A 22,599-nucleotide genomic window follows, 5' to 3' on the forward strand; every position below is an offset into this window, starting at 1 on the left:
CCGCTCAGCGTATTGCCCTCAAAATCCGCTTCAAGCGTGATCGCACCGCCACCTTTACGCGCAAAGCCTGTCAGGCGCCCATTATCGAGATCTATTCCCGTGACCCTAGCGGCCTCGTATGTGCCTGTTAGCGTTGCGCCTCCGCCCTAAGGGAGGGTCGGAACGCGCGTGCTGGGAAGCAAACCTGCGCGCGCGACGAACCCTTCGCCGCCATCCACATCGATTTCATAAGCATAGCCGTCACCGTCTGAATTCACGTCAGAGCCATTGATGCGTTGCGTCAGTGTAGTTCCGATGATCTGCGCGGATGAAGCCCCCAACGTTACGGCCGTCGCAAAAGAGCTAGTCGTATAATCTTCTGCGTCTCTGACACAGCCTGCGGTGGCAATGAGGCAGGCAAAAGTCGCAAATAAGGTTGGTCGTACGAGGTTTTTCATAGATAGCTCCGCTCTTACCCTCGTTACTAGGCAAAAAGTTTGTTGCTTACAGGTGAGGAATACGTACACAGGCTTAAGGTGTAAGCTGGAACAAATTAATATTTTCAAAATATTGTTTCAGAGGGTTTGGCATGATCGGTACACTTGTTTCACTGGATTTTGACGTTGCGGGGCAGGGGCGGCAAAGTTATACCGCCCCAAAGACGCACCCATAGCTCAGCTGGATAGAGCGCTGCCCTCCGAAGGCAGAGGCCAGAGGTTCGAATCCTCTTGGGTGCGCCAATTTTCCCCTCGTTACTATCTTCCGCGAAGCTCCATGTGCGGAACACCGTTAGAGGTCTTCGCATGTGTCACACCATCGGCGTTCAGCACTACATTCACCTGTTTGCGAAATGAGCTGAATGCGCTGGATGTCACAACATCAACGGCCTCATCAAACACGACGGTGACATACCAAAAGCCACCGTTTGCAGCGCGAACCGCTTTGAGCTTTCCTTGGAACATATGCCCAAGGTAAGTGCCGGCTACAGGTTGGCCAACTGACCAGCCGCGCGGGGCGTTGGACTTGGAAGCGGCGCTAAGGGTGTTCCAGTCAGGGTAACCCCATTGCTTTGCCACCGCTTCCAGCGACATGCTTTGCGTGATGGGTTTTTGTTTTTCCGCCATCGTCCCACGCAATCGTTTTGCTTGCACTTTGAGTTGGTCGGAACTGGGCACTGACGTGCCATTTTCGATCGGTTTCATTGGTTTGGTCCCATTTGAATTATGGGTCACGGCGTATTGGGGGTGTTCGCATTGCCGCCCGCTTGTGACCATAAGTCAAAAGGAGGGCTCAATCGTTGTGCTGCATTTACCAAAAGGTCACCCTCGCGAACGGCAGGACACAGCGATCCTCTCGTCGATCTAGGTGGGCGTGGAGGGTTTGTCTACCCCATCGCTTAACCAAATGTAGGATAACAGTGCCGATCCGAAGGCAGGAAGCATGAAAAAGAACGTGCAAGAAAAAAAATAAACTGAGATGTAGCGGCAAGCTAACTGGCTTGGCAACGTGGCTTGAGCGTTGCAAATGGTGCCTGAGTTCCTCAATCGCAGGTTGATCGAGACGTGTAGTCTTGGACGTCTTGTCGCTAGGATCTTGGTTGGATCTGTTGGCAACACTTCGAATTTGAGCGTCGAGAAAGTGCAGCATTTCGTCCAACTCACTTTGGAAGTCATCCATAACGGCGCTGGTTATCGCTTGATCAAGCTCATTCCATAGAATTGTATTTGTAGAAACAGGATCACTGAATTGCATGACAAGCGTGCGTGCCAGTTTCGCGCTATTGATATGTAGGGGAAGCGTTTTTCTGGGTACAGGGCCGACGCGAGGCAGACAATCTTTGATGAAAACTCCGTTAGTGCGCGGTCATAGAGCGCAATGCGCACGTTGGCGAAGTCCAGAAATACAAGATCATCACAATCCCAAGTCACAGACCGTGTGCCAACACGCTGTGCAATCTTGCTTCGCAATATTTGATCCGCAATATCGTCAATATCCAACGTCGCGCTCTCTTTGATCAAGATCGCTGCAAGTGTCGAATTTTGTCCGAATGCTATTGTCACTAAGCCTTTGTTGTTACCTGTGAATATATTGTAAATGAAAATGGCCGGAATATGACATTGCGTTTTTTTTTGACTATTTACCTGATTAAGGTTGTTCCAAAGTGAAGGGAGCCGGAACTTACCGAGGCCTTCCTAATTCATCGAAATAATGCATTAACCGTCTATTTGAGCACCCATGATCGCGATCGCTTTTTGATAGACGCCAGCCGCATTCCATTGCTTGATAACTTTGAAATTCGTCTAACCTTCCTCAAAGCCAGTGCCTGGTTTCCAACCTTTTTCGCGTAGAAAATTGGCCGTCGATGCAAGTGCGTCCGCTTCTGTGTAGAAATTGACAAGTCCGTCGCGGTTCGCATCGATGCCGTATTTCAGTGCGTTGCCCGGTAGGAATTGTGTGTGGCCAAGTTCGCCCTGTTTCGCACCCTTGGTGTTGCCGTCGATCGCGCCTTTGTCGACAAGTTTCAGCGCACCAATCGCGTTTGGCACAACGACTGCGGAGCGGCGACAGTCATAGGCGAGGGTAGTGATCGCGGACACGATCCTACTATCACCCATAAAGCGCCCAAATCCTGTCTCCATGCCGTGAATGGCAATTATCACACCAGCCGGCACGCCGTAATGGCGCTCAAGTGCTTGAAAGAACGATGCGTTCTTGGCTTTACGTTTAAGACCTTGTGACACAATTGTAGGTGCGCCGCGCACTTTCATGAATTTATAAAGGCTGTACTTAAAGCTTTTTTGATTGCGATCTGCTGCAATCGTTTTTGAGGCATATTAGCTGCTTGCGAAAGCCTGAGGGCCGCGTTGACCGACACCTGCGCGTTTTGCTTCTGGCGCAAACGCTGCTTTCCACGTATTAAATCCCGAGGATGTGTTGCCGCATTTTGCCGCTTGAACCGCAAAGGTGCTGCTTGCAAAAATGGCGGCCGTTACCGCCGCTTTGAATAAATGTCCCATAAAATTCTTCCAAACCACGCGAATATCGGTGCCATGTTACCGCCGCGTGATTTAGCACCAATGAGAAAAATTCATATGTATTGAAACGCAAGCACAGTTGCGAGCATCACAACAAGCGCAAGGCGATGCAAAAGGCAATTGGAATGGTGTTGCCAGCAGAACTTTGCCTTGTGATGTGCGGCATGTTTCACGCTGATCTGTGCAATGTGGCGCGCGAACTCAAACTGGCCGCGTTGCCAACCTTCGAACGTGTTTTTTTATGTCGCTGTAGTTAATTGCCTTGCGGCTGTAACGCTAAAGCCACCGCTTTAAAGCAACATCCGGTTGTGCAAGACGCGTTCAATTTCTCGCTGGTCAATTTGATAGGCCGCGCCACGTGGCGACATGGAACTCATATCTGGGGATATATATCATTGTTACCGCTTTTATTGCTGCTCGTGACCTAAGGTTAACGCAGCAATTGGGGCGAGGTTTGTTTCCAAAATGGAATTTTCTGGTCGAAATATGATCGATTGTGTCGGCTTTGCCTAAATTAGGAATCAAAAAGAGCGTCCGTTTAGGACGCTCTCTCTGTGTCTTTAAGTCAATTTAGCAGGAGTAGTACATGCCATACTCAACAGGGTGTGGTGTGTGCTCGTACAATTCAACTTCTTCCATTTTCAGAGCTACATAGCCTTCGATCTGATCTTTGGTGAAGACATCGCCCGCCAATAGGAAGTCGCCGTTTGCCTGAAGTTCGTCCAGCGCTTCACGCAAGGAACCACAAACTGTTGGGATGTCCGCTAGCTCTTCCGCAGGAAGGTCATAGAGGTTCTTGTCCATTGCTTCGCCCGGATCGATCTTGTTCTTGATGCCATCAAGACCTGCCATCAGAAGTGCTGCGAAGCACAGATATGGGTTGGCTGATGGATCAGGGAAACGTGCCTCGACGCGCTTTGCTTTCGGGCTTTCTGTCCATGGGATACGAACACAACCAGACCGGTTACGTGCAGAATATGCGCGCAGAACAGGTGCTTCAAAGCCCGGGATCAAACGTTTGTAGCTGTTTGTGGAAGGGTTGGTGAAGGCGTTCAACGCTTTGGCGTGCTTCAAGATGCCGCCGATGAAGTAAAGCGCTTCTTGCGACAGGTCAGCATATTTATCGCCAGCGAACAAAGGCTTGCCGTCTTTCCAGATCGACATGTTAACGTGCATACCCGTGCCGTTGTCACCGTAGATCGGCTTTGGCATGAATGTCGCAGATTTGCCGTAAGCGTGCGCCACGTTGTGGATCACATACTTGTATTTCTGAAGTTCGTCAGCCTGCTTTGTAAGGCTGTCGAAGATCAAGCCAAGCTCGTGCTGGCAAGACGCAACTTCGTGGTGATGCTTATCGACCTTCATACCGAGGCGCTTCATCGTGGAGAGCATTTCGCCGCGTAGATCTTGCGCTTCGTCGATCGGGTTAACTGGGAAGTAACCACCTTTGACGCCAGGGCGGTGGCCCATATTGCCCATTTCGTATTCCGTGTCTGTGTTCCAAGCTGCGTCAGTTGCATCGACTTCGAAGGACACTTTGTTCATTGTGTTTGAGTAACGCACGTCGTCAAAGAGGAAGAATTCCGCCTCTGGGCCCATGTAAGCAACATCACCAATACCGGAGGCCACAAGATATGCTTCCGCCTTTTGCGCTGTGCCGCGTGGGTCACGCTCGTATGCTTCGCCTGTATCCGGTTCAACGATAGAGCAGTGGATGCACAGCGTTTTCTCAGCATAGAAGGGGTCGAGATACGTGGACGTGGTGTCTGGCATCAATTTCATGTCGGAGTTCTCGATGGATTTCCAACCTTCAATGGAGGAGCCGTCGAACATGAAGCCTTCTTCAAGGAAATCTTCGTCAACAAGGTCGCAGTCTACGGTCACGTGCTGCACTTTACCGCGCGTGTCGGTGAAACGGATGTCAACATAGGCGACATCTTCATCTTTGATTTGCTTTAGAACGGCTGCAATACTCATGCCATATGTCCTTATAGGTTAATGTTATTGGGATGTTTTACAACGCCTCTGAGCCGGTTTCACCGGTGCGGATGCGAATGGCTTGCTCGACGGGGCTTACGAAAATTTTGCCATCGCCGATTTTGTCTGTTTTTGCGGCACGAACAATAGCTTCGATTGCGGCGTCCACTTGATCGTCGTCGAGAACAACGTCAATTTTCACTTTAGGAAGGAAATCAACGACATATTCCGCGCCACGATACAGTTCAGTATGACCTTTTTGACGTCCGAATCCTTTGACCTCAATAACGCTCAGGCCTTGGACACCAACATCTTGCAGCGCTTCTTTGACTTCGTCGAGTTTGAAAGGTTTAATGATCGCTTCAATCTTTTTCATGCGGAATGCTCCAGTGCGCTTATACAGCTGCTGAAACCAGTTACCTAAGTTATGCACAATTGGATTGCCCGCTGTAGGCAGGAAAAGCCGCACTGCTATTTGAAACAAGGTTAAAAAATGAGTGGTTTGCACAATTATTAGGCGAAATAAAAACATTCTTGTATGCTGTCGAACGTCTAGTTCATGCGTCTTACTTTTACAGAGTTATTTGAGAGCCCACTTCAAGACCACCTGCATAAGTGACGTGCGGCTTGTCGAAAATGAATTTGACACGTCCAATTCTTGGTGAGTTAGGATTTTCACATATTCGCCATAGTGCAGATCTTGCGTGGCGATCAGGGCTTGTTTCGTTCCCAAAATCGCATCAGCGCGCCAATCTCGGATCAACAGTTTGATGCCGCAAGGCAGCACTATATCTTCGGATGGTCGTTTGCGCCCAAATGATACGGCTTTGATTTGCACCGCATCGCAAATTACGCGTTTTCGGTGCGCGCCAAGCAGCACAACCATATTTGCATCACGCGTTGTGATACGATCACAGGGGGCGATATCATGGGCAAGGAGCTCCCCATCCATTGTAAGTATAATTGTATTTGCGCAAAGACCTGCCAGCGCGAAATTTTCCTGCGCTTTTAGATCTTCCAATGCCTGCACCTAGTCCTCGCAACAGGCCATTTTTGGCTCCATTTGTGATGTCTTAACTCTGCTCTCACGGTCATTTTCGACCTTATTGAAGTCAAGGTAGCGGGTAACGCCGTGTGCATATAGTCTCTTGTGCAGCGGATGCGTATCGCAGCCACATCTTGAGATTTCGTAAAGCTGCATTTTTCCTCTCGCGTTCTGGAAATTGCTTTGCTAAGAGGCGTATAGTGCGGGTGTGGCGGAATTGGTAGACGCACCAGATTTAGGTTCTGGCGCCGCGAGGCGTGGGGGTTCGAGTCCCTTCACCCGCACCATTTTCATATCTCTTCCGAATCTACTTGATCCTGTCTTACTGCGCTCATAGTAAGGCCCAGATTTTGACCGCCGCGGACGCCTCTGCGGCCCCTACGACATGGATAAGGACGACATGCAGGTCACCGAAACATTGAACGAAGGTCTCAAGCGAGGCTACTCCATCACAATCGCGGCGGCAGAGCTCGAAGCGAAAGTAAACGAAAAGCTTGAAGAAGCGCGCCCAGAAGTCGAGATGAAAGGCTTCCGTAAGGGTAAAGTGCCAATGCCATTGCTGAAAAAACAATTCGGCCAGCGTATTCTTGGCGAAGCGATGCAGGAAGCTGTGGACGGCGCGATGTCCGAGCACTTTGAAAAATCGGGCGATCGTCCCGCGCTTCAGCCTGAGGTCACAATGGTTGACGGCGAGACGTGGAAAGAGGGCGACGATGTAAACGTCACAATGTCCTATGAAGCGCTGCCGGAAATCCCCGAAGTTGATCTGAGCAAGATCTCTCTTGAGCGTTTGGTTGCAAAGGCGGACGATGCCTCTGTAGAGGAAGCATTGGCGAACCTTGCAGAGACTGCGCAGGACTTCAATGATCGCAAGAAAGGCTCCAAAGCTAAAGATGGCGACCAAGTCACTATGGATTTCTTGGGTAAAGTTGACGGCGAGGCGTTCGAAGGCGGTGCTGGCGAAGATTTTCCACTCGTTTTGGGCTCCAACCAGTTCATCCCAGGCTTTGAAGAGCAGCTAGTTGGCGTGAAATCTGAGGAAATTAAGGACGTAGCTGTTACGTTCCCAGATCCTTACCAAGCCGAGCACCTTGCAGGCAAAGAAGCGATTTTCACATGCACAATCAAAGCTGTGAAAGAGCCAGTTGCAGCGGAAGTCAACGATGAGTTGGCGACGAAGTTTGGCGCGGAAGATTTGCCAGCGTTGAAGGCTCAGATCGCTGAGCGTCTCGAGGCGGAATACACAGGTGCTGCGCGCGCGGTTATGAAGCGCGGTTTGCTCGACAAGCTGGATGATGTCGTCTCCTTCGATTTGCCACCATCTTTGGTGACAGCGGAATCCGACCAGATCGCACATCAACTTTGGCATGAAGAGAACCCAGAGGTTGAAGGCCACGATCACCCAACGATCGAGGCGACGGATGAGCACAAGTCTTTGGCTGAGCGCCGTGTGCGCTTAGGTCTGTTGTTGGCTGAGTTGGGTCAGAAGGCTGAGGTTCAAGTGACCGACGCGGAGATGACGCAAGCGATGATGAACCAAGCTCGCCAGTATCCTGGTCAAGAACGTGAGTTCTTTGAATTCGTTCAACAAAACCAGCAGATGCAGCAGCAAATGCGCGCACCAATTTTTGAAGACAAAGTTGTGGATTACATTGTTGAGTTGGCGCAAGTCACCGACAAGGAGATCAGCAAAGACGATCTTCAAAAGGCTGTTGAGGCGCTTGAAGAGGAGTAAATTTCTCTCACATTGTAAAACAGAGAACCCCGTCTGAGTTGCAGGCGGGTTTTTTTTGTTTTGTGCGAAGTTGTGGCCCCGATTGGTCAAAAGCATATAAAAATGCAGGCCTCTACCTGTCAATCGAGACCCGCGAAACTGTCTATGACTGCCAGTTGAAGATTTGTGTGAGTGTGGCAACCAAAGTCAGCTCAACTGATTATCTTTCTGCTTCTGAGATCAATTTCAGCGTCGCATGAAGTTCTTCAGTACCGTCGGCCTCGCCGAGCTGTTCGTTCAGATAGGTTTGTAAAGCTTACATGGTTATTTTGGTATCGCCGTATTGCGCGATTACATGTTCTTCGTTGAGAATGACTAAACCCGTGATCCCAGCAAAGTTGCGCACAGTGGATATACGTGCTTCGATACAGTCCATTAGCGCAGCAATTGCCGTCACTTTGCCCACGGGTGTGGCTTTGCCAAGATAGTCGTATGGCGCATTGCAGGATCGCTTGAGGACCCGATTCATGATTGGATCGATAACCGCACCCGCTTCTCCAACACCAGCAGCACGAGCGTATTCAAACGCTCCGATCATCACTTAGCTTATAATATAAGAGATAGAGTTTCGAGTTTTGCCGGAGTGCAAAAAATTCGCGTCGACGCAAAACCGTGTTGCTTCCCAGATGAGCGGACTGCAAGGGGCAGGATCGCCTTGCCGTACCGTACTAAATACGTCTGCCAACATATTCAGGCCAGTGGTTTGCAAAAGTAGCATTGCGCTCGCGACCTGGCCATCATCGGTAATCGAGACGGTATGCGTTGGAAACAGATCGTCAAAGTGATCGCGTTCTTGTCCATCTGTGACCTCGACATCCCAACCAAGACGATCCCGAAAAAACGCGCGTTCGAAGTTAATATACTCGCCGAAGCAAGTCGGGGTAATGATCGACATACACACAGTCTATAATTATATACATTTCTTATTCCCCTTACCCTACATGCTTTGTTAACTATTTTGGACATGTCTATATTTGGGGGAATTCCGTAGCTTAGGCAAAAATACGTGGGTAATTACTGTTAATCGAACACTTGCCTTCGATCTTATTGTTTTCGCTAATGCAAGTCTGTCTACTTGGGATCGATAAAGCCCATCGAAATGCCTAGTACAACCGCCTGAGCAGTCGGAAGCGCACTTAGCTTAGTGCGAGCGGATCTTTGATGTACTTCATCGGTTTTCAACGAAATTGCCAAAATGTCACCAATATCTTGCTGAGATTTACCTGCCGCTGTCCATTGCAAAACTTCGACTTCACGTAGTGACAAAGTTGGGCGTCACATCACGCTAGCAAGCGAGTCTGAAGACTTAACTGCATCGTGCATTGTCACAGCGGCGGCTTGGAGCGTCGAAAATATGTTGGATTTGAGTGCCACCCAGCCGCTTTCTGTTGTGTCGTGCATCACACTTAGCAAACCGCATTCACCATAAGGTCCCCGGATAGGCACAGTTAACCCACGATCAGTGATCCCAAAATCGCGCACATTTACAAATACATCTTTTAAGCCAGCATTCCCTTTGAACTTGACCAGTCCAAAGGCGCAATAGAGCGCGCGGACACACCAATTTTCGGATCAATGTTTTGCAGACCATTGCCCATGTAGTGTTAAATCCAAGCGATTGGGGGAGTTAGCAAAGCCTTGAACAGTGTCTGACATTGTGTTGATCGCGCAATAGGAGGTATCTTAGAGCTCGAGCTGATCACAGAGCGTATTCCAACACTCTGTGAAATCAGCACCTTTTTTCGGCGTTTCCAAGAACGAAAAGGTCAATCTGAAACCCATTCAGACGTAATGAAGAAAAAATTCCTACGAATGGGTTAGCAACGCAATGATTGAAAGAAACAAATCTTAGGCGGAATTACTTTCAGTTTCTGATGTTTTGGCAAGGGTGCGCAAGAATGCCAGCACGGCCATCTGTTGCTCTTTCGGCAGCGTTTCAACTAGTGCGAGTATCTCGCTAACGTGGGTATCAGTCAGCGCGTTCATTGGTGCGCTTGGCCGCTCGCTGGATTTCTTGACCACAGCGTCGGACGATGCTGTCGCATCCAGCCCTTGGAAAAAGTAGGAAATGGGAACGCAAAGGGTCTCTGCGATCATAAGAAGACGGGACGCGCTTACGCGATTGGCACCTGATTCATATTTTTGAACCTGCTGGAAGCGGACACCAACCGCTTCGGCCAATTTGGTTTGAGAAATTTTCAATGCGATGCGACGGCCTTTTATTCGCGCACCAATTAAAACATCAATATTTGTCATCCTAATCACCTTTTCACCCAACACGCGAAGCACTACAATTGACGCAATTTCTAGTAGTGTCACATGGACTGAAATTGCTCAGGGTTGCAAGACGTTGTAGCTAATAGGGTTAAGGCGGGTATTGCTAACGGTGCTCGAAACGGTGGTATCTCGCCTAAACCACGCATGCGAGATTTGTACGAAACTCAACAAAAAAGGGCCACGAATGATTTTCGCAGCCCTCCGCTAATTAGTTAACCAATCAAAGCTTACGCTTAGTCAGCTTGCTCTGCATCTGCTTCTGGTGCAGCGGCCGGTGAGAGATCGTCGTCATCCATTGCCGCGGACCCTATATCATCGAACAGCTCAGCGATTTCGAAGTCTGCCGCAGCTTCTTCTTCTGCTGCAAGTTCCTGAATGGACTTACCAGCGGATTGAAGATCTGCTTCTTCGGTAGAACGTGCAACGTTCATGATGATTTCAGCATCAACCTCAGGGTGTAGTCGCACGGTTACCGCGTGAAGCCCAAGCTCTTTGATCGGAGCTTGCAAGACTACTTGCTTACGATCGACGGAGAATCCGCCGCCTGTTGCCGCATCAGCCGCATCACGTGTTGTAACGGAGCCGTAGAGATAGCCAGCGTCGGACGCTTGGCGAATCACAACAAATTTTTGTCCGTTAAGACGGGACGCCATGTCCTCGGCTTCTTTCTTGCTCTCCAAGTTGTTAGCTTCGAGTTGCGCTTTGCGCGCTTCAAAGCTGGCGATGTTCGCTTGAGATGCGGACAGGCCTTTGTTCTGTGGGAGCAGGAAGTTACGTGCGTAACCTGCTTTCACGTCTACAACATCGCCCATTTGGCCGAGCTTTGCGACGCGTTCAAGAAGAATAACTTTCATGATCGTTCTCCTTATTTCACAGCGTAGGGCAGAAGAGCGAGGAAGCGGGCGCGCTTGATGGCACGGGCCAATTCACGCTGCTTTTTCGCAGATACTGCAGTGATACGGGACGGCACGATTTTGCCACGCTCAGAGATGTAGCGCTGAAGTAAACGTGTGTCTTTGTAGTCGATTTTTGGTGCATTCTCGCCTGAGAAGGGGCACACTTTACGACGGCGAAAAAATGGTTTTGCAGCCATGGTTTAGGATCCTTTCTTCAGGTTAAATTAGCGACGCTCACGGCGTTCGCCGCGCTCTTCGCGTTTCTGCATTTGAACGGATGGCAATTCAGCATGCTCGTCCATTTTAATCGTCAGAACGCGCATGACATCTTCATGCAAACGCATCAAACGCTCCATCTCCTGCACGGCTGGTGCCGGTGCATCGGAACGCAAGAAGGCATAGTGGCCTTTGCGGTTCTTGTTAATCTTATACGCCATCGTTTTGACGCCCCAATATTCGTGATCAACTAGCTTGCCGCCATTGTCTGCGAGGACTGTGCCAAAGTGTTCGATAAGGCCTTCTGCTTGCGTGTTGGACAGGTCCTGACGCGCAATCATTACATGCTCATATAAAGGCATGTGTGCTCCATTCATGTATCGGCGCATTTCAAAGACCAGAGCAAAAAGCTTTCCGCGCCCCGGTCACGAGAGACTGCGCAGTGAAAACGTCCTGCGGAAAGCCTTTGTCGTTTAACTGGGTTAGAGGGGTCGCGCAAGTGTCCTGGACATTCGCTATGAAACTGTCCAAGGCGCGCCGTATTTCAGGCACAATGGTTAGCAAGATTATCCCTAGCGCAGAAACAAAATGGAAAACCCTATGTTAAATATTTCAGCGCAGATAATGTTGAAGCCGATCGCGGCAGAGTGTTAGCAAGCCGAGCTAAAAACGATCATTTCGGAGCGCACTGTGCGCCGTTTCTTTGGATTGATCTTTGGGTTTGCAGTTATCGGCCTTTGGTTTAGTGCCAGGCGTGCATGTAACCGCGGATGTTGTACTTTTGAAATCTGGTTTCACGGCAATTCTTTGATCTTGTATTATCATTGCGCTTTTGCCGCGTTTGAAAGACTAACTTCAAAATTATTCGCGACACATGTGTGCATTTACGCACACGATTTGTTGATCATCGTATGGTTGCGCGCACAACGAGGAAGACTTCATAGTTGGGCAAATTGATATGGAGCCTTACCAATGAAAACTGTTCTTTTTGCCGCAGCTTTCGCACTTGCAGGAACTAACGCTTATGCTGCGCCAGAAAAATATATGCTCGATGCGAGTCATAGCCAGATTGTGTTTAAATACAACCACATCGGGTTTTCCACGACCTACGGCATGTTTTCTGGCTTTGAGGGCGAGGTCATGTTCGATCAAGAAGATCCTTCCGCGTCCAGAGTTTCGGTTTCCATGCCAGCTAAATCCATGATCACAGGTTGGGAAAAGCGATTGGGTCATTTCATGTCTCCAGATTTCTTTGATGCTTCTGATGATGAGATGATTTCATTTACATCTACAGGTATCGAAGTCACCGGTGATAACACAGCAATTATCACCGGTGATTTGACTCTGAATGATGTTACGAAGTCTGTGGTGCTGTATGCCGTTTTGAACAAAGCCGATCAGCATCCGATGGCTGGCAAAGCTTGGGCTGGCTTTGATGCCACAGCAACTCTGCTGCGTTCAGACTTCGGTCTTGGCGCTTTCGCACCAGCGGTAAGTGATGAAGTTGAAGTTATGATTTCTATCGAAGCTGCAAAAGCTGAGTAACTTTTAAGTAGACAAAAATGAAAATGCCGCTGAACATGCCATCGGCGTGTTTTGTGTCTTCCTGGTTATGCCTTTAGGGTGTTCGCGTTGCAGTAAGCGTAACATCTACGTTCACTTTGAACGCAAGTGAGCCTTCATTTGGCAGATTGTCTCCGATCTTGAAATCCCTCCGATCTAGCTCAAGTCGACCCTTCACTTGCGCTTTTTCGCCCTCGACCTGGAGATCGAACGGCATGCTGACCGGAATTGCAGTGCCGCGAATACTGAGCGTGCCGTCAGCGGTGTAGCCATCGGCCTGAAAAATCAGGTCTGCATTAAATTCGGCAGTTGGGTGCGTACTAGCATCAAAGAAATCGGGTCCCAAGGCTTGTCCTGTGACTGACCCGAGCGTCAGAGATCCAATCGAAATCACAGCGCGCAAAGTGCCGTGAGAGCCTTGGCTTTCAAGTTCTGTGTACGTTATTTCGGCGATCCAATCTTCAAAACTGCCGCTGACCAGTGATCCGAATTGGGTAATTTCGAGGCTGAGCATACCGCTATCAACTTGCCAGTCACTTTGGACCTCTTCCAGTGCGACGCTTTGCGCTATGGCTACATGGCTGTTGTAAATGCCTATGGCCAACCCGACGCCCAAAGCCGCAATCCAAACCACGATCGCCATCACAAAGGGCGCAAGCTTGCTCGATGCATGGGGCGTGCCTGCTTCGGTCGTGCCGGGCAACATGCGACGCAGTGTGTCATCTTTGTCGACAAAGTGATGTTTCAGCGCACCTGCCACATGTAAGAAGATTGAAAGCGCGAGAACGCGTTCAAATACGATATGCAAACCTGCGGTTAGCGCAGCGAGGCTTTCGTTTTTGGGCACCATGGGTAGGTTTTGTCCGAACGGCCACCAGATTGGTGCAAAGCCTGAGGTTGATGCGTGATGGATCCATCCGCTCAGCGGTACTAACAAGAGGGAGCCGTAGAGGAGCCAGTGCACAAGCTCTGCTAGAAAGCTCTCGGCGCGACGTTTGGGGTGAAGCCCTGCAGGTTTCGGTTGGTAAAGCGCCCAGAGAACGCGGGCGAGGGCGACGAAAAATGCGGTGACGCCGACGGTTTTGTGCATCGAGAAGAAAAACGCTTTGAACGCAAGCGCTTCGCTGGTGTCATAGTCTAGTTTGTTGGCGATGATCCCCAGCGGAATAGCCGTTAAAATCAATAAGACCGTGAGCCAGTGGAAGGTTTTGGTGACCGAGCCATAGCTACGGGGTGTGTTGACGGTTGGCATTTAGTTGCTCCAATTAGCAGTATTCTGCGGGATAACGCGTCAGCTGAAGAATTTATTCGCACATTATCGCGCCTACGTGTTTGTTACAGTCATTTTATCAACACAGGGTCTGTGCGCCCCAGCAGGCAGGCTTGCGATGAATGCGGAGCAGGGTTAGAGCAAAAGAAACGCTTTTGAGGAGACGCGACATGAGCAAGGCCATTGTATTCCCCGGTCAAGGGGCGCAATCGATTGGAATGGGTAAAGCTTTGGCGGATACTTATCCTGCGGCGAAAGCGGTCTTTGACGAGGTCGATGAGGCCTTGGACGAAAAGCTGAGCGCACTTATTTGGGAAGGCGAGCAGGACACGTTAACGTTAACGCAAAACGCGCAGCCTGCGTTGATGGCGACTTCCCTCGCTGCGATGCGCGCACTTGAGGCGGAAGGCGTTGCTATTACAGATGCTTCTTTTGTAGCGGGCCATTCTTTGGGTGAGTATTCTGCATTAGCCGCAACAGGTGCCTTGTCAATCGCAGATACCGCGCGTTTGTTGCGCACACGCGGCTCTGCCATGCAAGAAGCTGTTCCTGTCGGTGTCGGCGCGATGGCGGCCTTGTTGGGGCTGGATTTTGAAACTGTGCAAGCCGTGGCCAGTGAAGCCGCACAAGGCGATGTGTGTCAGGCTGCGAACGACAATGATCCAAGCCAAGTGGTTGTATCCGGTCATCTTGGCGCGGTTGAACGTGCTTTGGTGATTGCCAAAAAAAAAGGTGCGAAACGTGCGGTTCTTTTGCCTGTGAGCGCGCCATTTCATTGCGTTTTGATGGAACCAGCGGCGCGCGTTATGGCTGACGCGTTGGGAGCTGTGGAGATTAACACGCCTGTCGTGCCAGTCGTCGCAAATGTGCGCGCTGATGCTGTGAGCGATCCGACAGCTATTCGCACCTTGCTTGTAGAACAGGTGACCGGTTCCGTGCGTTGGCGCGAAAGCGTTGGCTTTATGGCCGCGCAGGGCGTCGATACGATTTGGGAAGTGGGTGCGGGCAAAGCACTGTCCGGCATGATCCGCCGCATCGCGCGCGAAATTGTGTGTAGCCCTGTTGGAACACCTGAAGATATCGCAAAGTTGGAGCACTAAACGCGCTCTAACACTTATTCAACGGCGATTTCTGCGGTATTCCCAGGTCTTACCGGGTGCCCCGGGCGCGTAGCTTTTCTGGGAGTCTTGACCGCTGGAACAGCTTTGACTGGGGACGCATTCAGGCGCGCTGTCGCCTTCAACTAGGCGCAATTTTTGTTTGAATATATTTTGGAGCGTCTGACGTGTTCAAGGTGATCACTTGAACACCTGTTAGGTTTAGCGCTTGCCTTACAATTCCTTTTTCTTGTGTCTATTTTCCCAAAGCAGGATCAACTCCGCTAACATCTCTGCCCAAAAGGCATCTGCCTGAACAATCAAACACGCCGATATAAACATATTTGTTTTGAATAGCGCTTAGTGCATGAGCGCGCTCTGAACCGGCCGCTTCACGTCCAAGCTTTAGCAAAGCGTCCAGAGGCGTGAGCGCCATAATCATGAAACCGACGCCAAATTCATTCACGCTAGCTTGCACCAAAACGCGCATGCGCGCTTCATCAGGCGTCAAGGCTGCGCGTGCTTCAAAGCTGATCGCGCTCACATCTTCTAGCTGTTGAGCGGCTCTGCGAACCACAGGTAGAGGTGCTTGGGGTCTGCTTCCTTGAATTTCGCTTGTGTTAACAGAATAGATTGGTACCTCAGAACTTTCATCTGCCAGGCGCAAAGGCGCGACTTCTCCTGGATTGTGATCATCAGCTTCGCCCAAGTCGGGTTGCGCATACGCATGGCGACACGTTTGATGCGTGCGATTCTGCGTTTTTAACGGTTTCAACGCAAAGAAGACAAAGACACCAAGCCGATAAAATAATATTCTGGGTTTTGTTGCGGCACCAGTTTGTCTTTGAGCACAGGTATAAGTTGCATAATGACTGCAGGATCTGCGTTCTCAGTAGCCAGATTCTGCAAGGAACTCAAAAATTCTCAATTTGTAATTTTATGCTCTATCTCGCTTGGGCTAATCTGGCGTTTGTATGAAAAATGTGTCGAATTGTTAGAACCCACCTTAAGATTGGATTCTGCCGAAAAAACGGCGTGACAGTGAAATTTTTTGAGATCAGTTTTTTGCTTGGGTGTTTGCCGAAAACTGTTTGCATGAGCGAAGGGACGCTTTTGAAAACAAACTGTCCTTCATTTTTACGTTGAGAAATCGGCAATGCACGGTCACGCTGCGCGTGAGGCAGTTTAAAAAAAGCTCATCACAATGTAAAAGAGCACATTTTTATTAGGTTTTGCCGCCTTGAGCCTGTCAGGGTGCAGCCTATTTAGCAATCGCCCCCCAGTTCCCGTGGTGCGTGAAGGCTTCGTTATCAAATAGGCACCGGTGCAACAGGACGACATGACAGCCTTTTTGCCAGAGGGCGATATAATCTATTTATCAGGCTCCATTAACGAAGATACAGCTGCGGGCTTTGCTGCAGTACATGATGCCAATCCGAAAGCGAACCTTTTGGTGCCCCTTAAAGCAAATGGTCCCGCAGGCAGCGCTGCTACGATGGGCTTTGGCCGCGCTGTGTGGGAAGCGAGGTTTAGCACCCAACTATGGAAGGAAAGTGTGATTAGTGGCCGCGCGGTTGACGCCTTTCTGGGCGGCACGCAACGCACGATGGAAGAGGACGTCGTGATTGCTGTGGCGCGTGGTGCGGACATCAAGGCGCACAAAGGATTTGCCATGGAAATGACAGGCGGTGATGGATATGCGCGTTTTGCGGATTAATTTGGTGGCTGCCGTCGTCCTTGGGCGATGACAATCTCTGAGATTGGCGCTATGGGAATTTGTGAGTGCGAATGCGGGCAACGTATTGGCTGCGATTTAACGGGCTTTCCTTTGCTTGAGGGAGAGCAAAGGTAAGGGTTCTTTACATGTTCGATTTGACGGGAAAATGCGCGCTGATCACAGGCGCTTCTGGTGGTATCGGCGCGGATATAGCGCGTGGTTTGCACGCTGCAGGCGCAACTGTTGGCTTATCTGGCACACGTGTCGCGCCGCTTGAGGCGTTGGCCGCGGAGCTTGATGCGCGCGCGCATGTCTTGCCGTGCAATCTTTCTGACATGGAGGCTGTCGTGGCATTACCAAAGCAAGCGATTGAAGTGATGGGCCGCGTTGACATCTTGGTGAACAACGCAGGTATAACGCGTGACAATCTGTTTATGCGGATGTCTGACGAGGAATGGCAGTCTGTGCTAGACGTGAACCTTACAGCGACGATGAAGCTGTGCAAAGGTGTGATGCGCGGCATGATGAAGGCGCGATGGGGGCGTATTGTGAATGTCTCCTCCATAGTTGGGGCCACGGGCAATCCTGGCCAAGCAAACTATGCAGCGTCCAAAGCGGGCATAATTGCGATGGGTAAATCGCTGGCTTATGAGGTCGCATCGCGCGGGATCACCGTAAATGCCATTGCGCCGGGCTTCATTGAGACCGCGATGACCGACAAGCTAGCCGATGATCAAAAGGCCGGAATTCTGGGGCAGGTGCCTGCAGGGCGGATGGGTACACCGAATGAGATTGCCGCGGCTGTGATCTATCTTTCAAGCGTTGAGGCGTCTTATGTGACGGGTGCAACGCTGCATGTGAACGGCGGAATGGCGATGCTTTAAAGCGTGACGTGAAGTCTGGCGATTCCGTTTGCCTTATGCGTCGCGTGTGTTATAGGCGGCGCACCATTGGCCTTGGGATTGATTTTCCAAGGTGTTCCGCAAGGACCAAAAGCTGCCCAATCGGGCAATATCAAGTGCCCCTCTGGGGACAGGCACCAAAGGGCAGTATGCCCAAGATATAAGGATTTCGAGATGAGCGACGTTGCAGATCGTGTTAAAAAGATCGTAGTTGAGCACCTTGGTGTGGAAGAAGACAAAGTTGTTGAGGGTGCATCCTTTATCGACGATTTGGGCGCAGACAGCCTCGACACAGTTGAGCTGGTAATGGCGTTCGAAGAAGAGTTCGGCATCGAGATCCCTGATGACGCAGCTGAGAACATCCAGTCCTTCGGTGACGCGGTAAAGTTCATCTCTGAAGCAGCATAAGTTCGCTTAGATTAAGTTTTGAAACGCCTCTTGCTGATAAGCAGGGGGCGTTTTGCGTTTCATCCCCAGATATCGCCGACTGTGAAGCCTGTCTGGAACGGATCGGAGGGATCAAGCGTATATTGGCTGATACCAGTAATCCACGCGCGTCCTGAGAGCGTTGGAACTATCGCCTCGTATTTCCCAATTTTTGTGGTTTCAACGATTTTGCCAGTGAAAGTCGTGCCAAGTGGTCCTGCATTTACGTAGTTTTCATTTATCGCCAGTAGTCCCTTGGCATAAAGCACCGCCATTTTGGCGCATGTGCCTGTACCACATGGCGAGCGATCTAATGTGCCTGTAACTTTGCCTTGAATGTAGGGCCCCGTTGAGACCGAAATCGCACTGCGGCCTTGAGTGCTAGAATTAGTGGGATCTGCTGTGAGTGCACTGATCGTTGGTCCTTTGATATCTGGGTTTTCTGGATGGGTGACAGGAAACTGTTCGAGGCTGGCATGACGCATTGCTTCGCAAGCTTTGACAATATTAGCGCCGTTTTCAGCGATAGGATCTATATTGAATTGTTTCGCGTCTGCAAGTACGAAGAACATACCACCCCAGGCGATATCAACTTGGATCGTGCCGTAATCGGGAACATCGAGCGGAACGTCTATGTGGGCGGCAAAGCCAGGGACATTTAAAAACTCGACACGCTCAACATTGCCGTCTTTACAGGCTGCGGTGACATCGATGAGACCAGCGGGAGATTCAAGGCTCAGTTTGGTTATGGGTTCTTTCATCTCGATGATGCCTGTTTCGAGTAAAACGGTCGTCACACAGATTATGTTGGAACCAGACATCGGCGGATATTCGGTTTGCTCCATGATGATAAAGCCGGCGTCAGCAGTCGGATTGCAAGGTTCAACAAGTACATTGCAGCAAAGCGCAGGATTGCCACGAGGTTCTTGCAACATAAGCGTGCGAATGGCGTCGTGATGTGTTTGCATGTATTGCATTTTCGCAAAGACGGTATCGCCGATCAGACGTGGCATACCGCCAGTGATGACGCGACCACCTTCGCCTTCCGCATGGACGTCAACTGCGGTGATCATTCGATTTGTGCGCATCAGAAAGTGCCTCTGCTTTCGAAGAATAGTTTAGCAAAGGTTTATGCAGAAAATTAGCATTTGCAATGAAAGCTTGAGTTTGCAGGCAAAGTCATGCGGCTCTTGCCCCCAACCTCCAAGGCGAGGTAAGTGTGCGTTTAACAAACACAACATAAAGAGGGCAGTCTTATGCGCCGAGTAGTTGTTACAGGTCTTGGTTTGGTCACTCCGCTTGCGTGCGGTGTTGAAGAAACATGGAGCCGCATTTTGGACGGTAAGTCTGGTGCCGGGCTTATCACGCGCTTTGACGCAGAGCGGGTCACCACGAAATATGCCTGCGAAGTTCCTCTGGGGAATGGCGCCGAAGGCACGTTTAATGCAGATGACTGGATGGCACCAAAAGAGCGTCGTAAGGTCGATGATTTCATTCTCTATGGCATTGCAGCGGCTGAGCAAGCGGTTCAGGACGCAGGTTGGACGCCTGAGGATGAAGACAGCAAGCTTCGCACCGGTGTGATGATCGGTTCTGGCATTGGTGGTCTAAACTCAATCGCTGAAACAGCGGTTTTGATCCACGAACGCGGTCCTCGTCGCGTGTCGCCCTTCTTTATTCCCGGTGCTTTGATCAACTTGATTTCTGGCCAAGTCGGTATTCGTTATGGCTTTAAGGGTCCTAACCACGCGGTTGTGACGGCTTGTTCAACTGGTGCGCATGCGATTGGCGATGCGGCGCGGTTGATTATGACCTCTGATGCAGATGTCATGATCGCAGGTGGTGCGGAAGCGTCTATTTCCGAGATTGGCATCGCGGGTTTCAATGCGTGTAAGGCGCTTAGCACAAAGCGCGAAGTCGATCCCACCAAAGCGAGCCGTCCTTACGATTCAGACCGTGATGGTTTTGTTATGGGCGAAGGTGCCGGCGTTGTTGTGTTGGAAGAGTATGAGCATGCCAAAGCGCGCGGCGCGAAGATCTACGCGGAAGTAATTGGCTATGGTTTGTCGGGTGATGCGTATCACATAACCGCACCGTCTGAGACTGGTGAAGGTGGTGAGCGTTCAATGCGCGCAGCACTTAATAAAGCTGGTTTGGAGCCAAAAGATATCGATTATATCAACGCACACGGCACATCGACGATGGCTGATACCATCGAATTGGGAGCTGTGGAGCGGATGATGGGAGAGCATGCGAGTTCTGTCACAATGTCTTCGACAAAGTCGATGACGGGTCATTTACTGGGCGCAGCTGGCGCAATTGAAGCGATCTTCTCGATCCTTGCAATTCGCGATCAAGTTGCGCCACCGACGATAAACTTGGATAATCCAGCTGTTGAGACGGCCGTGGACCTGGCACCGAATGCACCTGTGAAGCGCGAAATCAACGTGGCGTTGAGCAATTCGTTTGGATTTGGCGGCACGAACGCGAGTGTGTTGTTCGGAAAGGTCAACTAATATGTGGCGGCACATTGCGTCTAACGCGGTGACATTTCTCATCGTGGCGCTTTTTCTTTTGGGTGGTGCTATTCTTTGGGGGCAGGGTCAGTACAAAAATGCTGGTCCTTTGGAGCAAGCTATTTGCCTGAAAGTAGATCGTGGAACGACCATGAGCAGGGTCAGTGACGATCTTGGCCTGCAAGGAGCGATTTCCAGCCCTGCAGTGTTTCGCATTGGTGCGGATTATGAAGACAAAACCACCAAGTTGAAGGCAGGTAGTTTTCTGGTGCCCGAGAATGCGTCGATGGAAGAGATCGTCAGCATTGTCACGCGAGGTGGGGCGAGCTCGTGCGGTACGGAAGTGGTGTATCGTATTGGTGTAACGCGGGCGACCGTGCAAGTGCGTCAGCTTGATCCAAGCACCAATCGTTTTATAGAGATGACCAGTTTCAATCCCGTTGAGGATGCTATCCCTGAGGAGTATTCCCGTGTGCGCGGTGAGGCTGACACGCGCTATCGGATCGCTTTGGCCGAAGGTGTGACCAGCTGGCAGGTGATTGAAAAGTTGAAATCAGTTGATCTTTTAAGTGGTGAGGTTGCTGAGGTACCAGCGGAAGGCATGCTTGCGCCGGATAGTTATGAGGTGAGCGTGGACGATACGCGCACGGAATTGGTGCAGCGGATGTTGGATGCACAACAGAAACGCATTGCTGATGTGTGGGCCGAGCGGCGCGAAGATGTACCACTGAAAACACCTGAAGAGATGCTGACGCTTGCCTCGATCATCGAGAAAGAGACGGGGATTGCGGAGGAACGTCGGCAGGTAGCCTCTGTGTTTACCAATCGTTTGAATCAAGGGATTAAGTTACAAACAGACCCGACAGTGATTTACGGTGTTACGCGCGGTAGGGGTTTGCTTGGCCGTGGTTTGCGGCGCAGTGAGTTGCGCAAGGATACGCCTTGGAATACCTATGTGATCGATGGTTTGCCACCGACTCCGATTGCCAATCCAGGATTGGCAAGTTTGCGGGCCGCGGTTGATCCTGACGAAACACCCTTCATCTTCTTTGTGGCCGACGGCACGGGTGGGCATGCGTTTGCTGAAACGCTTGCAGAGCATAACGCAAATGTTGCCAAGTGGCGCAAGATAGAAGCGGATCGTGCTGATAACTAAAGCGGCTGGGGAGCAGGAATTGCCCCCGTCCTCGATGAAGACTCCTCCGAGGTATTTTAAGACCAGAGAAGCGGGTAAGATTGAGAGACTGATTTTAAAATTCATCAATAATAATAAATGGTTGGAGTGATTTGATAATCTGGTTTTGCTTGATTTTGAGAATGGAAACTCCTATAAGTTGTGACATGCGAAGAGAAGTGGTGAGCCGGCCTTGAGGTTTTACTCGGGGCCGTTTTTCATTTTATCACGTGCGGAGGAAACTCGCATGAGGAGTAACTATGTATGACACAAAAACCTCAACGCGTGTCAGCTCAGGAGCTAACTGAGTTACAAATGTCAGCTAAAGCGCAACTGGTAGGCGCCATCGCGGCGCTCAACCAGCTATCGTTGAGGGTTGATGCAGGGACATTGGGACCTAAATCTGAAGCGATCAAAGTGTTTGGGAACATTCGGGACTGGTTGAAAATTGCTCATGAGATGGAGTTGCGTCTTGAAAAATATGAACAAGAAAGAGATGGCAGAGAACGTGGTACTGGAAGCGCCCTCGATTTGGCTGAGGCCCGCACTACAATCGGGGGCCGATTGGTTCGCCTGCGCAGATCGGGATGTCCGGGATGTTTTTCTAAATGAGTTGGAAGAGGGGGAGTTGTTGGCTCTCCCTTTTCGTTTTGAATTCTGGGCGATGGAGCATCAATTGCCACCAAGTGGTGATTGGCGTTCTTAGGTTGTCGAACTGACGGGTCACGCCCATCC

Annotated in this window: 24 protein-coding genes, 2 tRNA genes and 2 pseudogenes; 12 read left to right on the forward strand and 16 right to left on the reverse strand. The window is 50.4% G+C overall.

Features of this window, described 5'->3' with window-relative positions:
* Positions 1-146 precede the first annotated feature (146 nt).
* Positions 147-437: a hypothetical protein gene (locus QZ280_RS11425; protein WP_293444231.1), complete on the reverse strand. Its 291-nt coding sequence runs from the start codon at positions 435-437 to the stop codon at positions 147-149.
* 205 nt (positions 438-642) lie between these two features.
* Between QZ280_RS11425 and QZ280_RS11430 the strand changes: the two genes are divergently transcribed.
* A tRNA-Arg gene (locus tag QZ280_RS11430) sits at positions 643-719 on the forward strand.
* A gap of 15 nt (positions 720-734) precedes the next feature.
* Here QZ280_RS11430 and QZ280_RS11435 read toward each other — a convergent pair.
* A complete protein-coding gene (locus tag QZ280_RS11435; RefSeq protein WP_293444234.1) occupies positions 735-1,181 on the reverse strand; it encodes a glyoxalase superfamily protein in 447 nt (148 codons plus the stop codon).
* A 322-nt stretch (positions 1,182-1,503) separates the two neighbouring features.
* Between QZ280_RS11435 and QZ280_RS11440 the strand changes: the two genes are divergently transcribed.
* Positions 1,504-1,695: a hypothetical protein gene (locus QZ280_RS11440; protein ID WP_293444237.1), complete on the forward strand. Its 192-nt coding sequence runs from the start codon at positions 1,504-1,506 to the stop codon at positions 1,693-1,695.
* 497 nt (positions 1,696-2,192) lie between these two features.
* On the opposite strand, the pseudogene QZ280_RS11445 reads toward QZ280_RS11440, so the two are convergent.
* The 4 genes and pseudogenes from QZ280_RS11445 to QZ280_RS11460 all read right to left on the reverse strand — a co-directional run bounded on the left by QZ280_RS11445 (position 2,193) and on the right by QZ280_RS11460 (position 6,012).
* Positions 2,193-2,996 (reverse strand): annotated as a pseudogene (locus QZ280_RS11445) (lytic transglycosylase domain-containing protein).
* A 588-nt stretch (positions 2,997-3,584) separates the two neighbouring features.
* Positions 3,585-4,991, reverse strand: a complete 1,407-nt coding sequence (gene glnA, locus QZ280_RS11450) for a type I glutamate--ammonia ligase (protein ID WP_293444239.1) — start codon at positions 4,989-4,991, stop codon at positions 3,585-3,587.
* 37 nt (positions 4,992-5,028) lie between these two features.
* Entirely contained in the window at positions 5,029-5,367 is a 339-nt protein-coding gene (locus QZ280_RS11455) for a P-II family nitrogen regulator (RefSeq protein WP_293444242.1), read from the reverse strand.
* A 204-nt stretch (positions 5,368-5,571) separates the two neighbouring features.
* Complete coding sequence (locus QZ280_RS11460) at positions 5,572-6,012, reverse strand: Hint domain-containing protein (RefSeq protein ID WP_293444245.1); 441 nt, start codon at positions 6,010-6,012, stop codon at positions 5,572-5,574.
* A 226-nt stretch (positions 6,013-6,238) separates the two neighbouring features.
* Between QZ280_RS11460 and QZ280_RS11465 the strand changes: the two genes are divergently transcribed.
* A tRNA-Leu gene (locus QZ280_RS11465) sits at positions 6,239-6,323 on the forward strand.
* Positions 6,324-6,436: 113 nt separating this feature from the next.
* On the forward strand, positions 6,437-7,771 hold the full coding sequence (gene tig, locus QZ280_RS11470; protein WP_293445162.1) for a trigger factor: 1,335 nt from the start codon (positions 6,437-6,439) through the stop codon (positions 7,769-7,771).
* Positions 7,772-8,066: 295 nt separating this feature from the next.
* Here the strand turns inward: tig and QZ280_RS11475 are convergent.
* The 7 genes and pseudogenes from QZ280_RS11475 to rpsF form a co-directional block, all read right to left on the reverse strand.
* Positions 8,067-8,705: pseudogene (locus QZ280_RS11475) on the reverse strand (acyl-homoserine-lactone synthase).
* Between the two features lie 176 nt (positions 8,706-8,881).
* Positions 8,882-9,076, reverse strand: coding sequence for a helix-turn-helix transcriptional regulator (locus QZ280_RS11480; protein ID WP_293444247.1), 195 nt, complete (start codon positions 9,074-9,076; stop codon positions 8,882-8,884).
* A gap of 9 nt (positions 9,077-9,085) precedes the next feature.
* Positions 9,086-9,340 (reverse strand): autoinducer binding domain-containing protein, encoded by a 255-nt coding sequence (locus QZ280_RS16390; protein ID WP_365734737.1) that lies wholly within the window; start codon positions 9,338-9,340, stop codon positions 9,086-9,088.
* Between the two features lie 318 nt (positions 9,341-9,658).
* On the reverse strand, positions 9,659-10,090 hold the full coding sequence (locus tag QZ280_RS11485; RefSeq protein WP_293444250.1) for a helix-turn-helix transcriptional regulator: 432 nt from the start codon (positions 10,088-10,090) through the stop codon (positions 9,659-9,661).
* Between the two features lie 230 nt (positions 10,091-10,320).
* Entirely contained in the window at positions 10,321-10,941 is a 621-nt protein-coding gene (gene rplI / locus QZ280_RS11490; RefSeq protein ID WP_293444253.1) for a 50S ribosomal protein L9, read from the reverse strand.
* An 11-nt stretch (positions 10,942-10,952) separates the two neighbouring features.
* On the reverse strand, positions 10,953-11,180 hold the full coding sequence (rpsR, locus tag QZ280_RS11495) for a 30S ribosomal protein S18 (RefSeq protein ID WP_005608650.1): 228 nt from the start codon (positions 11,178-11,180) through the stop codon (positions 10,953-10,955).
* Between the two features lie 27 nt (positions 11,181-11,207).
* A complete protein-coding gene (rpsF, locus tag QZ280_RS11500) occupies positions 11,208-11,561 on the reverse strand; it encodes a 30S ribosomal protein S6 (RefSeq protein ID WP_293444355.1) in 354 nt (117 codons plus the stop codon).
* A gap of 610 nt (positions 11,562-12,171) precedes the next feature.
* Here rpsF and QZ280_RS11505 point away from each other — a divergent pair.
* The gene (locus tag QZ280_RS11505) at positions 12,172-12,744 is read left to right on the forward strand and encodes a YceI family protein (RefSeq protein ID WP_293444357.1); all 573 of its coding nucleotides are present in this window, start codon (positions 12,172-12,174) and stop codon (positions 12,742-12,744) included.
* A 73-nt stretch (positions 12,745-12,817) separates the two neighbouring features.
* Here the strand turns inward: QZ280_RS11505 and QZ280_RS11510 are convergent, their stop codons facing one another.
* Positions 12,818-14,014, reverse strand: a complete 1,197-nt coding sequence (locus QZ280_RS11510; protein ID WP_293444360.1) for a cytochrome b/b6 domain-containing protein — start codon at positions 14,012-14,014, stop codon at positions 12,818-12,820.
* A 188-nt stretch (positions 14,015-14,202) separates the two neighbouring features.
* Here QZ280_RS11510 and fabD point away from each other — a divergent pair, with 188 nt between their 5' ends.
* Positions 14,203-15,132, forward strand: coding sequence for an ACP S-malonyltransferase (fabD, locus tag QZ280_RS11515; RefSeq protein ID WP_293444363.1), 930 nt, complete (start codon positions 14,203-14,205; stop codon positions 15,130-15,132).
* Between the two features lie 253 nt (positions 15,133-15,385).
* On the opposite strand, the gene QZ280_RS11520 is transcribed toward fabD, so the two are convergent.
* Positions 15,386-15,673 (reverse strand): hypothetical protein, encoded by a 288-nt coding sequence (locus tag QZ280_RS11520; protein ID WP_293444366.1) that lies wholly within the window; start codon positions 15,671-15,673, stop codon positions 15,386-15,388.
* 795 nt (positions 15,674-16,468) lie between these two features.
* Between QZ280_RS11520 and QZ280_RS11525 the strand changes: the two genes are divergently transcribed.
* From QZ280_RS11525 to QZ280_RS11535, 3 genes are all read left to right on the forward strand, one after another.
* On the forward strand, positions 16,469-16,846 hold the full coding sequence (locus QZ280_RS11525) for a hypothetical protein (protein ID WP_293444369.1): 378 nt from the start codon (positions 16,469-16,471) through the stop codon (positions 16,844-16,846).
* 146 nt (positions 16,847-16,992) lie between these two features.
* Positions 16,993-17,730, forward strand: coding sequence for a 3-oxoacyl-[acyl-carrier-protein] reductase (gene fabG / locus QZ280_RS11530; protein WP_293444372.1), 738 nt, complete (start codon positions 16,993-16,995; stop codon positions 17,728-17,730).
* A 192-nt stretch (positions 17,731-17,922) separates the two neighbouring features.
* The gene (locus QZ280_RS11535; RefSeq protein WP_009828142.1) at positions 17,923-18,156 is read left to right on the forward strand and encodes an acyl carrier protein; all 234 of its coding nucleotides are present in this window, start codon (positions 17,923-17,925) and stop codon (positions 18,154-18,156) included.
* Positions 18,157-18,215: 59 nt separating this feature from the next.
* On the opposite strand, the gene QZ280_RS11540 is transcribed toward QZ280_RS11535, so the two are convergent.
* Positions 18,216-19,262 (reverse strand): proline racemase family protein, encoded by a 1,047-nt coding sequence (locus QZ280_RS11540; protein ID WP_293444380.1) that lies wholly within the window; start codon positions 19,260-19,262, stop codon positions 18,216-18,218.
* A 168-nt stretch (positions 19,263-19,430) separates the two neighbouring features.
* Here QZ280_RS11540 and fabF point away from each other — a divergent pair, with 168 nt between their 5' ends.
* The 3 genes from fabF (at position 19,431) to QZ280_RS11555 (ending at position 22,476) form a co-directional block, all read left to right on the forward strand.
* The gene (gene fabF, locus QZ280_RS11545) at positions 19,431-20,690 is read left to right on the forward strand and encodes a beta-ketoacyl-ACP synthase II (RefSeq protein ID WP_293444383.1); all 1,260 of its coding nucleotides are present in this window, start codon (positions 19,431-19,433) and stop codon (positions 20,688-20,690) included.
* A gap of 1 nt (position 20,691) precedes the next feature.
* Positions 20,692-21,846: an endolytic transglycosylase MltG gene (mltG, locus tag QZ280_RS11550; protein ID WP_293444386.1), complete on the forward strand. Its 1,155-nt coding sequence runs from the start codon at positions 20,692-20,694 to the stop codon at positions 21,844-21,846.
* 282 nt (positions 21,847-22,128) lie between these two features.
* Positions 22,129-22,476 (forward strand): hypothetical protein, encoded by a 348-nt coding sequence (locus tag QZ280_RS11555; RefSeq protein ID WP_293444389.1) that lies wholly within the window; start codon positions 22,129-22,131, stop codon positions 22,474-22,476.
* The last annotated feature ends 123 nt before the right edge of the window (positions 22,477-22,599 follow it).

It is taken from the genome of Planktotalea sp. (genome assembly GCF_018607995.1).
In the GTDB taxonomy this organism is placed as follows: domain Bacteria; phylum Pseudomonadota; class Alphaproteobacteria; order Rhodobacterales; family Rhodobacteraceae; genus Planktotalea.

Excerpts from the sequence above, each read along its gene's own strand:
- QZ280_RS11435 (WP_293444234.1), bottom strand. The coding sequence starts at position 1,181 with ATGAAACCGATCGAAAATGGCACGTCAGTGCCCAGTTCCGACCAACTC.
- tig (WP_293445162.1), top strand. The coding sequence starts at position 6,437 with ATGCAGGTCACCGAAACATTGAACGAAGGTCTCAAGCGAGGCTACTCC.
- fabG (WP_293444372.1), top strand. The coding sequence starts at position 16,993 with ATGTTCGATTTGACGGGAAAATGCGCGCTGATCACAGGCGCTTCTGGT.
- mltG (WP_293444386.1), top strand. The coding sequence starts at position 20,692 with ATGTGGCGGCACATTGCGTCTAACGCGGTGACATTTCTCATCGTGGCG.
- QZ280_RS11525 (WP_293444369.1), top strand. The coding sequence starts at position 16,469 with ATGACAGCCTTTTTGCCAGAGGGCGATATAATCTATTTATCAGGCTCC.
- QZ280_RS11425 (WP_293444231.1), bottom strand. The coding sequence starts at position 437 with ATGAAAAACCTCGTACGACCAACCTTATTTGCGACTTTTGCCTGCCTC.
- QZ280_RS11505 (WP_293444357.1), top strand. The coding sequence starts at position 12,172 with ATGAAAACTGTTCTTTTTGCCGCAGCTTTCGCACTTGCAGGAACTAAC.
- QZ280_RS11555 (WP_293444389.1), top strand. The coding sequence starts at position 22,129 with ATGACACAAAAACCTCAACGCGTGTCAGCTCAGGAGCTAACTGAGTTA.
- QZ280_RS11535 (WP_009828142.1), top strand. The coding sequence starts at position 17,923 with ATGAGCGACGTTGCAGATCGTGTTAAAAAGATCGTAGTTGAGCACCTT.
- rpsF (WP_293444355.1), bottom strand. The coding sequence starts at position 11,561 with ATGCCTTTATATGAGCATGTAATGATTGCGCGTCAGGACCTGTCCAAC.
- rplI (WP_293444253.1), bottom strand. The coding sequence starts at position 10,941 with ATGAAAGTTATTCTTCTTGAACGCGTCGCAAAGCTCGGCCAAATGGGC.
- QZ280_RS11540 (WP_293444380.1), bottom strand. The coding sequence starts at position 19,262 with ATGCGCACAAATCGAATGATCACCGCAGTTGACGTCCATGCGGAAGGC.
- QZ280_RS11510 (WP_293444360.1), bottom strand. The coding sequence starts at position 14,014 with ATGCCAACCGTCAACACACCCCGTAGCTATGGCTCGGTCACCAAAACC.
- fabF (WP_293444383.1), top strand. The coding sequence starts at position 19,431 with ATGCGCCGAGTAGTTGTTACAGGTCTTGGTTTGGTCACTCCGCTTGCG.
- QZ280_RS11440 (WP_293444237.1), top strand. The coding sequence starts at position 1,504 with ATGGTGCCTGAGTTCCTCAATCGCAGGTTGATCGAGACGTGTAGTCTT.
- rpsR (WP_005608650.1), bottom strand. The coding sequence starts at position 11,180 with ATGGCTGCAAAACCATTTTTTCGCCGTCGTAAAGTGTGCCCCTTCTCA.
- QZ280_RS11455 (WP_293444242.1), bottom strand. The coding sequence starts at position 5,367 with ATGAAAAAGATTGAAGCGATCATTAAACCTTTCAAACTCGACGAAGTC.
- fabD (WP_293444363.1), top strand. The coding sequence starts at position 14,203 with ATGAGCAAGGCCATTGTATTCCCCGGTCAAGGGGCGCAATCGATTGGA.
- glnA (WP_293444239.1), bottom strand. The coding sequence starts at position 4,991 with ATGAGTATTGCAGCCGTTCTAAAGCAAATCAAAGATGAAGATGTCGCC.